The organism is Lentzea sp. NPDC058450 (genome assembly GCF_042721395.1).
GTDB lineage: Bacteria > Actinomycetota > Actinomycetes > Mycobacteriales > Pseudonocardiaceae > Lentzea.
Genome location: NZ_JBHXLO010000001.1, coordinates 57243 through 70122, shown reverse-complemented (window position 1 = coordinate 70122; position 12880 = coordinate 57243). Strand labels below are relative to the sequence as shown.

Genomic DNA, 12880 nt, shown 5'->3' with positions numbered 1-12880 from the left:
CGGGGCGTGCCCGAGAATCACGGGCGTGAACAACCCGCTGGTCTCCGGGAGCGCCGGGAACGCCATCACCGAACTGGTGGTCCCGGCACTGCTGCTGCGCACGCCCAACGCGCCGTGGGCGCAGCTCGTGCACATCTACGTGCCGTCTGGTCCCACGGTCGCGTTCAGCGGCCGTGACCTGCGCTCGCCCGGCATCGCCGAGGCCACCGCGATCGCCCGTGCGGCGGGCTTCGAGCCGGTGGTCAGGTCGCCGGGCGGCCGGATGGTCGCCTACGACGGCGGCGCGGTCGTGATCGACCACCTAGACAGCACCACGGACATCCGGCACGCGGGCGCCTCGACGTTCGCCGCGAACGCCGAGGCGCACGTCCGGGTGCTGCGCGGGCTCGGCCCCATCGACGCGCGCGTCGGCGAGGTGGAGGGCGAGTACTGCCCCGGCGAGTTCAGCGTCAACGTCGCCGGCGACACGAAGGTCATCGGCTCGGCGCAGCGCGTCACCTCGACCGGGTCGCTGTTCAGCACCGTCGTGCAGGTGGCCGTCTCGGCCGAGGTGCGCGCCGTGATCACGGACGTCTCCAAGGCGCTCGGCTACGAGCTGCGCGAGAGCTCGATCGCCGGCCTGGCCGACTACGAGCCCTCGCTCACCTCCTCCGCCGTCCTGGAGGCCTTCCACGACGACTACCGCTCACGACTCGGCATGACCCCCGCGCCGCTGCCGGGCTGGGCCCGCACCCACGCGTCGAACGCGCGCGGCGAGGCACCCTTCCACGTCGACGACTGGACCCGTGCTCACCCAGCGAGCTGAACCCGCCTGTCCTTGAGGAACAGGACTCCCGCGCAGACGGCGATCCAGGCGGCGAGCACGAGCAGCCCGACCACGAGCCCGTCGTTCTGGAAGTACGAGACGCCCTTGATCGCCCGCACGCCGACGCCGACCGGCAGCACACCCGAAACCCACTGCAACCACTCCGGCAGGTAGGCGACGGGCAGCGTGCCGCCGCCGGTGGCGTTGCCGAGGATGAGCAGCAGTACCGACGAGATCGTCGTGCCGACCGGCCCGGCCAGCCGGATGATCGTCACCGTCGCGGCCGCCACCGCCGTCGCCACCAGCGCGACGACGAGGGCGAGCAGCACGACGTTGCCGGGCAACGCGTTCAGGCCACTGCTGATCAACGCGACCAGCACGCCGTTGAGCACCCCGAAGATCCCGATGCTCAGCAACCGGCTGCGCAACGCCAGCCTCGGCGCCATCCCGTACGAGATCTGTCCGAACAGGAACCCTGCCAGCACCACACCGAACCCGGCGTAGAACGTCGACAGCCCGGCGGTGTCCCCTGCGGACGAAGGCAGCACGTCCTCGACCCGTTGGCCCTGCAGCGCCTGGCTGACGGTCGCGGTCACCGACGGCCCGTTCGCGCCGGCGACGAGCACCTTTCCTTCGTTCTGGAGCAGGGCGCCGTAGATCTCGCGGCGCTGGATCGCCTCGGTCGCGCGTTGCGCGTCCGCGAAGCTAGTGAGCGTGAATGCGCCGGGCCGTTGCGCGTCGAGCCTCGCCTGGACGGCCTCCACCGTCCCGACGACCCCAAGTGGCAGCCGATGCGGCGTCGGCGCGTGGAAGAGCGTCAGGAACACCGTCACGAAGATCGCGCCGGTCAGCGTCCCGATCAGGACGGGCACCATCACCCCGCGCATCCCGGCCTGAGCGTGCCCGCGCGGTGCTGCGTCCTCGAACTTGGTCGTGGTGGTCACAACTGGTTCCGTTCCTCGCCAGGAGACCCTGTGACAACCCGCGCCACATCGCATCCCCCGACGAAATCGAGTCGTCAGAAAGATGCCGTGGCCGCAATGGTTCGCGAGGACGTGTGGACTACGAGGACCCGACCAGACCAAGCGGGCGCCTCACGTCTTTTCGGCGGCTCAAGCTACCACGCACGGGCTCGCCGGTCCCAGGTGGACCGGGAGGCCCTGAGCGGTGGTGCTGCGGCGTGTCGACGAGCGCTGCCACGTGGATCGCGATCGAGAACTGCCGGGGCGACAGGGGTTTCCAGGCCGGGTGAAGCCGGCGCTCAGGCCTGACCACCACACCTTCGGCCGCGCCGGACCGCCACCATCGCCTGCCGCGGCGGCCGAACGGGCGAACCGCCGGAGGTGCCGAGGCTCTCGATAGATTGATCTTGTGCTGTCCCGTGACCGGGTGCGCCTCCTGGTGGACGCCCCGTGGTTCAACAAAGTGATCACCGCGGTGATCCTGGTCAACGCCATTACGTTGGGCGCCGAGACGTCGCCCGCGTTGCTCGCGTCGTTCGGGGACGTGCTGCACGCCATCGACCGGCTCGCGCTCGCCGTGTTCGTGGTCGAGTTGGCATTGCGGTTCGGTGCTTACGGCAGGAGCTTCTTCCGCGACCCGTGGAACTGGTTCGACACCGCGGTCGTCGCCGTCACGTTGCTGCCGACGGCTTCTGGCTCGTTCTCCGTGTTGCGCGCGCTGCGGGTCATGCGGGTGCTGCGCCTCGTGTCGGTCGTGCCCAGCATGCGGCGGGTGGTGTCGGCCCTGTTGACGGCGTTGCCCGGTATGGCGTCCATCACCGCGTTGCTCGCGCTGGTGTTGTACGTGTCCGCCGTGATCGCGACCAAGCTGTTCAGCGGCGTCGCGCCCGACTACTTCGGCCACCTCGGCGACTCGCTGTTCACGCTCTTCCAGGTCATGACCGGAGAGGCTTGGTCGGAGGTCGCGCGGCAGGTGATGGCCGAGAAGCCGTTCGCTTGGGTCTTCTTCGTCGGCTATCTCGTCGTCACGTCGTTCACCGTGCTGAACCTGTTCATCGCCGTGGCGGTGAGCGCGATGCAGAACCAGGTGAGCGAGGAGCACGCCGAGCACGACCGCGAGGAGATGGCCGCGACGATGGAGATCCTCACCGAGGTGCGGCGTCTGCGGGCCGATGTGGAGGCGTTGCGCGCCAAGGCTTCCGCCTGAGCGCACAGCACGCTCCTTCTTTCTTCGCAGAGCGCGGCAACCCTGCCGGGTCCGTCCTGCGCTGGACGGACCCGGCGTGTCACGTCAGGTGGCCAGCAGCGCCTCCAGTGCGGTCGCCGTCTCCGGGTGACGGGCCAGCAGCGCCACGCTGGTAGGTCCGGCCGCCTGCCAGGAACCCTCGCAGCCCAGCAGGGCCGCGAGTGCGTCTGTGGTGGCCGGGTGGGCTGCCAGCAAGGGTGAGCCGGTGCCTCCGCCGCGGTGCGCGCGGGGTGTGATGGCCGCTGGTTCCTGTTCCCAGGGTGGGGTCCACTCGTCGAGGGCCGGCAGGCGGGCTGGGAAGAGGCGGCCCGCTTCCTTGATCAGCAGTGGGACGTGCTGCGCGCTGTGGTTGCGCAGTGTGCCGATCAGGGTGGGGAGCCAGGGCAGCAGCAGCGGGTCCGGGAGGTGGGCGAACGCGTTGGACATGGTCTCCACCACGAAGTCCACCATGCTCGGCACCGGGTCCAGGGCGTGCACGAAGCCGCTCAGGTATTTCGGGTAGCTCGGTAGCGAGAGCGGGTTTGTCAGGAGCGCGGTGCAGCGGTCGCGCAGTTCCGTTCTGGTCAGGTTGCCCAGGTGGACCTGCGCGGCCCAGAGCAGGGCCACTTTGGACGGTTCCTCCGGGTGGGACTGCGCCACGGACAGTTCCAGCTGGGTTCGGTCGCAGCCCAGCGAGAGGGCCAGGGACTCCATGCTGAACAGGAAGCCCAGCATGGCGGCCACCTGGTTGGCGCCCGCTTCCTCGTCGGTGAACGCCGTGGGCAGCAGCGTGCAGTAGTGGGCGTAGCCGGTCTGGACGAACGACTCGATCCACTGCGGCAGCACGGGTTCGTTGGTGCGGTAGTACGCGAGGAGGCGGCGGGTGCGGCGCAGGACGTCCGGCGCGCCGTCCACCGTGCGTTCGCTGGACAGGACCACGAGCGCTCTCGTGCCCAGTTCGCCTGCCAGGCGGGGGCTGTGCAGGTAGCGGATGGCGTCCTCCACCGCCTCCAGTACCTTCGCCGTGGTGGCCTGCGGGTCGTGGGCGCTGCGGCGGAGGCGTTGCTCCACCACCTGTTCCACGCTCACGCCCTCGTAGCCCAGCTCGATCAGGGCGCGCTGGTGGGTGCCCAGCGCGAGGTCCCAGGACTCCTGGATGGGGCGTTCGCCGAGCTTGCGCTCGCCCATGATCGGGCGGGCGGCGCCCTGCGGCAGCAGGTAGCGCAGCATCCAGAGGAGGTTCGAGCAGGGTTCCAGCTCCGGGGTGCCGGCGATGTCGAGCAGGGCCCGCTGCACACCTCGTTGCTGGAGCTTGAGGTTGAGCGGCGCCAGCCGGTCGTGCACGTCTCTCGCTAGCGGCGGCAGGGCGTCGTAGCCGACCTGGCCGATCCGGTCGCCGCCCATCATGATCTCGACGAGCCTGCGGACGTCGCGGCGGCCGGGCACCACGTCCTTCTCGATGCACGTGACGGCGGCGTCCTGGAAGTCGTACGGGGTGGGGCGCGCCCGGTCCCGCATGCCCGCCAGCAGGATCGACGTCTCGAACACCGCGATCGCGTCCGCGGTGGACGCCAGGTAGCCGTTGCGGCGGGCCGCCCGGACGATCTCCACCGACCAGCCGAGCAGCTCCGCCTCGTCCAGCCCGTCGAGCACCGGCGGGCGTTGCAGGAAGCCGGTGAGCTGGTCCGCCGCCACGATCTCCGCTACCGGCGCGGGCAGCGCCGGTTGCTTCGCGGGCTTCTTCTTCGCGCCTGCCTGGCCCGCCAGCTGGAACGGTTTCACCTTGGTGCGCCGCAGGTTCTTGGCGTACTCGGTGGCCGCGATGGACACCGATCCGGCCGCCAGGTCGAACTGGGCCTCGATCGCCGCGTGGCTCGACGGGATCAGGCCGTGTTGCCACTTGGTCGCGCTGCGCGGTGTGATCACGAACCCGCCGGTGCCGTCCACACCGAACTCCGCGACCCTGCTGGCCGCGTGGAACGCGCCGCACACGTACAGGCAGTCGGCCGGGTCCGCGCCGGTGGACGCGAGGTGCTCGCGCATCCGCGTCCACATGTAGCGCTCGCGGTCCTCGTCGACGCGCACCCGGCGCGGGTCGCCGGGCGCGAGCCTGCGGAACAGGCTGCCGATCAGGAACATCACCTGGCGGTACGTGTCGTGGTCGCTGTCGCCGAGCGGCAGCTCGACGTACTGGTGCCACCACTCCGACCAGTGCCGGACCTTGCCGTGGTGCAGGAGGTGCTCTTCCAGCTCGGCGAAGCGCGGGCGCAGGTCGCCGATCTCCACGCCCACCGCGTCACCGTGCAGCGCGTCCTCGCCGTCGGTCTGCCTGTGCTCCGGCTGCTGCCACTGGAACACGTGGTCGGTCGAACGGTCGACCAGCACCAGCTCGACGCCCGGCGTGTCCAGGGCGTACGCGATCGCCTGGTACTCGGCGGACGCCTCGGTGATCGGGGCGACCACCGACAGCGGCGCCCACTCCGCCGGGAAGCCCTCCACCTCGCTGGAGAACGCCTGCACCGCGACGGGCAGACGGCAGTTGCGCAGCTCGGTGAGCAGCGGCGCCATGTCCTCGCACAGCTCCAGGTAGATCACCTTGGGCTGCTTCTCCCGCAGGCGGCGGGCCATGGCTACGGCGGAGGCCGGCGAGTGGTGGCAGACCGGGAAGATCTCCAGCGGTTCGGACACCGCCCGGTCGACGTCGTCGACCATGCCGAGCAGGATGCCCTCCAGGGCACCCGGTCCGTCGGCGAACGTCGTCGCCGCCTCGTGCAGCTGCGTGCGCAGCGACTCGAAGCTCACGAGAGGGTGGCGATCGTGTCACGCCCGCCCGCGAGGAACTCGGGCCACTCGCCGCCCTCGTCCTTGCCGCGCGGCTCGACGACGCCGTGCAGGTACTTGTTCATGATCGCGAGGTCCTCCGGCGCGCGCCGCGACAGCGAGCCCACCAGCGACGAGCCGAGCGTGCGGGCGGTGAGCTGCCGGTCGCCGAAGAAGTTGCTGTGCAGAATGGCGTCCTCGAGGACACCGATCTGCTCGGCGGTGGAGAGCGCGGACTCGAGCTTCTCGTCGTCGCTGCCCGCCGAGTCCGACGCCGCGCGCAGGTCCGCGAAGCTGCGCAGCAGCACGTCCAGCAGGGTCGGCGGCACGTCGAGCTCGATCTGGTGGCGGCGCAGCAGTTCCTCGGTGCGGAACCGGACGATCTCGGCCTCGCTCTTCTTGTTCGTCACCACCGGAATGCGCACGAAGTTGAACCGCCGCTTGAGCGCCGACGACAGGTCGTTGACGCCCCGGTCGCGGCTGTTCGCGGTGGCGATGACCGAGAAGCCCGGCTTCGCGAACACGATGTTGTCGGTGTCCAGCTCGGGCACCGAGATGTACTTCTCGGACAGGATGGAGATCAGGGCGTCCTGGACGTCACTGGTCGAGCGGGTGAGCTCCTCGAACCGGCCGATGGTGCCGGACTCCATCGCGTTCATGATCGGCGACGGGATCATCGACTGCCGGGACTGGCCCTTGGCGATCACCATCGACACGTTCCACGAGTACTTGATGTGGTCCTCGGTCGTGCCCGCGGTGCCCTGCACCACCTGGGTGGAGTTGCGGGAGATCGCGGCGGCGAGCAGCTCGGCGAGCCAGCTCTTGCCGGTGCCGGGGTCGCCGATGAGCAGCAGGCCGCGGTCGGAGGCCAGCGTGACGATGGCCCGCTCGACGATGCTGCGGTCGCCGAACCACTTCTGCGCGATCTCCCGGTCGAGGCCGTCGGAGCGCTCGGCACCGAGGACGAACAGGCGGATCATCTTCGGCGACAACCGCCACGAGAACGGCTTGGGGTTGTCGTCGACCGACTCCAGCCAGTCGAGTTCCTCGGCGTACTTGAGCTCGGCGGGGGCGCGCAACAGGTCGGACATGGGTTCGTGGTGCCTTTCGCGGATGTCGGGGAGGTGGGGAAAGTCAGATGGTGAGGAAGGACTTCAGCTCGTGCACGAGCTTGCGGACGTGGCCGGAGATCACCGGGGTGCCCAGGTCCTTGAACCGCTCGCGGAACCACGGGTTCACGCTGCCGCGGCCCGCGCTGGTCACCGAGCCGACCGGGATGAACTTGGCGCCGGAGCGGTGGATCGCGGCCATCGACTCGAACAGCGGCTCGCACTGCCACTCGTAGAAGTCGGAGATCCACACGACCACGGTGTTGCGCGGCTCGGCGATCTTCGGCTGGGCGAGCGCCATCGCGACGGTGCCGTCGGTGCCGCCGCCGAGCTGGGTGCGCAGCAGGGTCTCGAACGGGTCCGCGACCCACGGCGTGAGGTCCAGCGCCCTGGTGTCGTAGGCGATCAGGTGCACGTCGACCTTGGGCAGCCCAGCGAAGATCGAGGCCAGGATCGTGCAGTTGACCATCGAGTCGACCATGGAACCCGACTGGTCCACCACCGCGATCAGCCGCTGCGGGGTGGTCTTGCGCGCGGTGTGCTTGTAGTAGAGGCGGTCGACGTAGAGCCGCTCCTCCTCCGGGCTCCAGTTGGTCAGGTTCTTCCAGATCGTGCGGTCGAGGTCGAGGTTGCGGAACACCCTCTTGGGCGGCACTGACCGGTCCAGCGCTCCGGCCGTCGCCTTCTGCACCTGCGTGCGCAGCACCTCGGCGACCTCGTCGACGAACCTGCGGATCAGCGCCTTGGCGTTGGCCAGCGCGACACCCGACAGGTTGTCCTTGTCCCGCAACAGCTGCTCGATCAGCGACATGCTCGGCGTCAGCTGCGAGGCGAGCGCCGGGTCCGCGAGCACCTCGCGCAGGTGCATGCGCTTGACCAGATCCGCTTCCAGGGCACCGAGCTCGGGGCCGATCTGCGGGATCAGGGTGCTCAGGTCCGGGGTGCCCGACCCGACGCCGGTCCCGGTGCCGGACGCCTGCGTGCCGTTGCCGCCGCGCAGCTGGCCGGGCTGACAGCCCAGCGCTCGTTCCAGCCAGCCCGCGTCGGACTGCCAGCGCGCCAGCTGGCCCGCGCTGACCGTGCCGGAGCCGGTGGCGAAGACGTTGAGCAGCACCTTCGACGCCAATGCCGCGCGGCGCACCTCGGCCGCCTTGTCGCGCTCCTCCTGCGCCTGCGGCACCATGACACCGTCGAACTCGGCGGCGAGCTCCGGGTGGCGCTGCACGATCGAGTCCACACCGGCGTGCTGGTCGAGCAGTGCCGGGGGCAGGCCGATGTCCTGCAGCACGGCGAGGCTCGCCGACTCCAGCGCGGCCTGCTCCTCGGAATCGAACAACCTCGACAGCAGGCGCCAGTACAGGACCTGGCGGCGGTTCTCCTGGGCGTCCGTCATTTGCGCAGCAACCTTCCGGCGCGTTCGCGCAGCACGGTCGCGGCGTCGGTGGCGGCCTTCTCGGCCTTCGCCCCGACCTTGTCCACCGCTCCCCCGGCCCATGCACCGGCGTGCAGCGCCACCGTCTTCTTGCGGGCGGTGGTCTCGGCGGCGAGCGGCTGGATCCGGAACGCGCCCGCGTCCCACCGCAGCAACCCGATGCAGGCGTTCGAGCCCGCCACGGCCTCCGGCGTCAGCGGTCCGGCCGGCACGCGGTCGGTGTCCATCACGACCTGACTCCCGGCGAAGGAGAACGTCAGCGCGTCGTCGGTCTGCTCGGCCGCGTAGCCCTCCAGGAACACGGGCACCGCGATCCGCGCCGGGTGCCGGTCCAGCGGAGCCGTCGGCGGCGTGCTCGCCTTGGGCAGCACCACCCTCGCGGTGACGAACGGGTCGGCGGGCTCGCCGAGCTTCGCGTGCTCGTCCTGCCACAGCAGGTCGCCCTCGGCGGTCATCGGCATGTCCGTCAGTTCGACCGACCTGCCTTCGGTGAAGGCCGTCAGCAGCGACATGTGCGGGCGCAGGATCTGCCAGATCCCGGCGCCGATGACGGTGTCCGGTTTCGACGCGGACACGCTGGCGCGCACCAGGAACGGCGTGCCGTCCACCGGTTCGAACACCGCGTGCACCTGGGCCTGCGCGGCCGTCGCGTGCTCGTGCAGGTCGACGCCCAGCGGCAGCAGCCGCCCGGTCACCGTGCTCGCGGGCGCGTCGGTCGCACCCGGCAACGTCAGCAGCAGCGCCCGCGACCACAGGTCACCCCAGCGGCGCGCCGGAATCCGTTCGAGCGCGGAGCCGGGGCACGAGGCGGCCAGCTCGGCGGCGAACCCGTCCAGCAGCGCGGCGAGGCGGCGCAGGCGCGGGTGCGGCAGCAGCGCGGAGATCACAGGTTCGGCACCGGAGACCAGGTCGTGGTCGATGCCCTGCCAGCCGGCGCGGGCCACGTCGGCCAGCCACGACCGGGCGGCCAGCACGAGGTTCTCGGCCTGCCCGGGGTCGGGCAGCGAGGCGGTCCACTCGGTCTGGGCGCGGCCGGTGGCCTGCTCCACGCGCGCCATCAGTGCGTCGTGGACGGAGCCGAACAGCGCGATCCGCGCCGCCGCCAGGAAGAGGAAGTGCTCCTCCCCTGCGGCACCGGCCGCCGCCTTGTCCGCGGCCTCGGCGACCTTCGAGGCCAGCGGGGACGCCGAGACGGCGTCGGCCAGCGCGGCCAGGCCGGCGGCCTGCGCGGGCTGGGGGCGCAGCAGGCCGGTGGTGAGGGCCTGGTCGAGACCGGCGACGGCGGCCAGCGCCTCGTCGACCCCGTCGAGGGGATCCGAAAGCAGGTCAGCTCGCATCACGCCACCGTCCCGTCGGCACCGTCGGAGGAAGTGGTCCTGAGGTCGGCGCGCATCACACCACCGCCCTGGTCGGCGGGAACCACTGCAGCTCCGGCAGCGGCGCCGTCGTCGGCGGAAGCTCCACATAGGCCAGATGACGCAGGAAGCGGCTGAAGACCTGGGCGGCCGCGGCACTGTCCGCCTGCGACGGTCGCGCCGCCAGCATGTGCGAGTGCAGCGCCGACACGTCCAGATCCGCGCCGTCGACGCGCAGGTACCGCGCCACCCGGTCCACCCCGTACTGCAGGACGGACTCGGTGATCAGCGCGGAGATGTGGTTGCAGAACGAACCACGCGCGCCGCCGCACGGCCTGTTGTTGTTGGTGCTGCAGGCGAACTCATAGGTGCCCGCGGCGACCGACGAGACGTACACCCGCTCGATGTCCGACCCGCTGGACACCACCCCCTGCAGCCGGCCGTCCGCCAACTCCACGAACGGCACCTTGGCGAGCTTGCGCGGACGAGCGGGCGGCAACACCCGCGCCGTGCTCGCGCTTTCCCAGTCTGCCAACGATTCCTCTCCTTGCCCCCGAACTGGTGGACCCGCCTCTGCGGCGGTACGGGTGAGACGTTAGCGACGGGGTCTGACAATTTTTGAAGATCTACAGAAGTCGCAGGTCGCGGGGCTTCCGGCGGCGAACGGACGAGTGCGATCGGCCGAAAGCGGGTATACCGTCCCGGTGACGTCCAACGTGAAGAAGTGCCTCGTGCTCGGTGCCACCGGGTACCTCGGGTCGCAGCTGGTGCCCGAACTGCTCGCGCGCGGTCATCAGGTGGCCGTGCTCGTGCGCGACGGCGCGCAGGCGATCCGGTTTCCCACCAACGTGATGGTGCACGTCGGTGACGCGACGGACGCGCGGGCGCTCGGAGAGGCGTTGGCGGGCAACGACGTCGTGTACTTCCTCGTGCACTCGCTCGACCGGGCGGACTTCGCGGGCGTCGACCGCGACGCGGCCACCACCACGGCCACCGTCGCGGCACACGCCGGGGTGCGGCAGATCGTCTACGTCGGCGGCCCGCGGCCGGACACGACGGAGCCGTCCGCGCACCTCGCCTCACGCGCGGAGGTCGGGGACGTCCTGACGGGAGGATCGGTGCCCGCGCTGGTGCTCCAGGCGTCGATGATCATCGGCGCCGGGTCGGCCAGCTTCGAGCTGTTGCGGTCGTCGGCGTCGCTCACGCCGTGGGTGCCCATGCCGGCGTGGATGCACAACAGCAGCAGGCCGGTGGCTGCGGCCGATGTCGTGCACTTCCTGGTCGCGGCGGCCGACCTCGACGAGCCCGTTGACGGCGTGTTCGACGTGCCGGGACCGGAGCGGCTCAGCTACGTCGAACTGGTGCAGCGGTGCGCGCGGGTGCTGCGCCTGCCGGTGCGGATGCCGCTGCCCGCGCCGGTGTGGTCGCACAAGCTCGCCGCGCAGGTAGCCGGGCTCGTGACCCCGGTTCCGGCCGCGGTCGCCGAGCCGTTGTTCGCGTCGCTGGAGCACGACCTCGACCAGTCCGGACCGCCCGCCACCGACGTGCTGCCGGGGCCGCCGGGCGGCCTGACCAGCGTCGACAACGCCATTCGCGGCGCTGCTCCGGCAGCAGGCGGACAGGTCGGCGAGGAGTTCGCCGAGGAACGGACGGTGCTCACCGAGGCGTCACCGGAGGACGTCTGGCGCACGGTGACCGAACTGGGCGGCGAGGACGGCTGGCACACCCTCCCTCTCGTGTGGACGGTCCGGGGTGCGATCGACCACCTGCTCGGCGGCATCGGGCTCTACCGCGGCCGCGCCCCGCAGATCAGTGAAGGCGACGTCGTGGACTTCTGGACCGTCGTGCACCGCGACGACGAAGCGAAACGACTCGTTCTGCGCGCCGACATGAAGATGCCCGGCCACACGGTGCTCGACATGCGCGTGGACCGCCACGACGACCGCACTCGTTACCGGCAGAAGGTGACGTTCACCGCCGACGGACTGATGGGCCAGCTGTACTGGATGGCGCAGAAACCGTTGCACGACATCGTGTTCGCGATGATGGCACGCGGAATCGTCCGAACGGCGTGCACGAGCCGGTGATCACCTGCATGATCTGCGCATGCGCAGCTCACTGTTCAACCACGCGGAACGGCCTGTCGAGCCCGGAAGCTTCCAACTGCAGAACGAACGCATGCTCAAGGTCGACCTCACGGGCAGTGGCGGCTTCTTCTTCGCCAAGCAGGGTTCGATGGTCGCCTACCAGGGCGACGTCGACTTCGCCTACGAAGGCGCCGGCGGCCTCGGCAAGCTGTTCAAGAAGGCCTTCACCGGCGAGGGCATGTCGCTGATGAAGGTGTCGGGCAGCGGCGACGTGTTCCTCGCCCAGGACGCCGACGAGATCTTCGTGCTCTACCTGGAGAACGAGAGCGTCACGGTCAACGGCAAGAACGTGCTCGCGTTCGACAGCACGCTCACGTGGGACATCAACCGCACCGAGGGCGCGTCGATGCTCAGCGGCGGTCTGTTCAACACCACGTTCACCGGCACCGGCGCGCTCGCCGTCACCGCCTACGGCACGCCGGTCGTGCTGAACGTGGACGTGCCCACGTTCGTCGACATGCAGTCGGCCGTGCTGTGGTCGACCTCGCTCCAGTCCTCGATCCGCAAGACGGCCAAGCTCGGCGCGGTCATCGGCCGCGGCTCGGGTGAGGCCTACCAGCTCGCGCTGACCGGGCAGGGCATCGTCGTCGTGCAGGCGTCGGAAGGGCACCCGATCCCGACCGCGCAGTAGCCGGGTTCCGGTCTCGGTGATCGAGATCGCCGAGACCGGGTCCCCAGCGGCGTTTGGCCGCGTCGCGGGCGGGTAAGTGATCACGGGATCGTGGATCACATCTGCCGGAGGCGTTGAATGTTGTTGCCCGCTGCTCGTGGACCGTTGAGTGCGGGCGTCATCGCCGCGTTGCTCGGGGCCGAGACTCCTTCACCGCCTCTCACGGTCGTGGGGGGGCCGGGCCGCGCGGCGGCCCACCCCCACAAACCCCAAACGCTGATGTTCAAACACAAAAACAAAACTTAAAAAAAAAAAAAAAAACCAAAAAAAAAACAAAAAAAAAAAATTTCAAACAAAAAAATAAAAAAAAAAAAAAAAAAAAAAAAAAAAAAAAAAAAAAAAAAAAAAAAAAAAC

Annotated in this window: 10 protein-coding genes; 4 read left to right on the top strand and 6 right to left on the bottom strand. The window is 69.7% G+C overall.

Going from position 1 to position 12880, the window contains the following annotated elements:
- The first annotated feature begins 25 nt into the window (after window positions 1–25).
- Window positions 26–805 (top strand): hypothetical protein, encoded by a 780-nt coding sequence (locus tag ACFWNN_RS00340; RefSeq protein WP_382437632.1) that lies wholly within the window; start codon window positions 26–28, stop codon window positions 803–805.
- Here the strand turns inward: ACFWNN_RS00340 and ACFWNN_RS00335 are convergent.
- Entirely contained in the window at window positions 790–1749 is a 960-nt protein-coding gene (locus ACFWNN_RS00335; RefSeq protein ID WP_382437631.1) for a hypothetical protein, read from the bottom strand. The genes ACFWNN_RS00340 and ACFWNN_RS00335 overlap by 16 nt on opposite strands.
- Window positions 1750–2176: 427 nt before the next feature.
- Here ACFWNN_RS00335 and ACFWNN_RS00330 point away from each other — a divergent pair, with 427 nt between their 5' ends.
- Window positions 2177–2974, top strand: a complete 798-nt coding sequence (locus tag ACFWNN_RS00330; RefSeq protein WP_382437630.1) for an ion transporter — start codon at window positions 2177–2179, stop codon at window positions 2972–2974.
- An 84-nt stretch (window positions 2975–3058) separates the two neighbouring features.
- Here the strand turns inward: ACFWNN_RS00330 and ACFWNN_RS00325 are convergent, their stop codons facing one another.
- Genes ACFWNN_RS00325 through ACFWNN_RS00305 form a run of 5 tightly spaced genes read right to left on the bottom strand, consistent with a single transcriptional unit; the run spans window position 3059 to window position 10243 of the window.
- Window positions 3059–5794 (bottom strand): DUF5682 family protein, encoded by a 2736-nt coding sequence (locus ACFWNN_RS00325; RefSeq protein ID WP_382437629.1) that lies wholly within the window; start codon window positions 5792–5794, stop codon window positions 3059–3061.
- On the bottom strand, window positions 5791–6903 hold the full coding sequence (locus ACFWNN_RS00320; protein WP_382437628.1) for an AAA family ATPase: 1113 nt from the start codon (window positions 6901–6903) through the stop codon (window positions 5791–5793). Before ACFWNN_RS00320 ends, ACFWNN_RS00325 begins: the two co-directional genes overlap by 4 nt.
- Window positions 6904–6946: 43 nt before the next feature.
- A complete protein-coding gene (locus ACFWNN_RS00315; RefSeq protein WP_382437627.1) occupies window positions 6947–8314 on the bottom strand; it encodes a VWA domain-containing protein in 1368 nt (455 codons plus the stop codon).
- Entirely contained in the window at window positions 8311–9690 is a 1380-nt protein-coding gene (locus ACFWNN_RS00310; RefSeq protein ID WP_382437626.1) for a hypothetical protein, read from the bottom strand. The genes ACFWNN_RS00315 and ACFWNN_RS00310 overlap by 4 nt, the downstream gene beginning before the upstream one ends.
- Before the next feature lie 55 nt (window positions 9691–9745).
- The gene (locus ACFWNN_RS00305; protein ID WP_382437625.1) at window positions 9746–10243 is read right to left on the bottom strand and encodes a hypothetical protein; all 498 of its coding nucleotides are present in this window, start codon (window positions 10241–10243) and stop codon (window positions 9746–9748) included.
- A 169-nt stretch (window positions 10244–10412) separates the two neighbouring features.
- Here ACFWNN_RS00305 and ACFWNN_RS00300 point away from each other — a divergent pair, with 169 nt between their 5' ends.
- Together ACFWNN_RS00300 and ACFWNN_RS00295 are read left to right on the top strand one after the other, a co-directional pair.
- The gene (locus tag ACFWNN_RS00300) at window positions 10413–11795 is read left to right on the top strand and encodes a DUF2867 domain-containing protein (protein WP_382437624.1); all 1383 of its coding nucleotides are present in this window, start codon (window positions 10413–10415) and stop codon (window positions 11793–11795) included.
- Window positions 11796–11814: 19 nt separating this feature from the next.
- A complete protein-coding gene (locus tag ACFWNN_RS00295; protein WP_382437623.1) occupies window positions 11815–12486 on the top strand; it encodes an AIM24 family protein in 672 nt (223 codons plus the stop codon).
- Window positions 12487–12880: the final 394 nt, after the last annotated feature.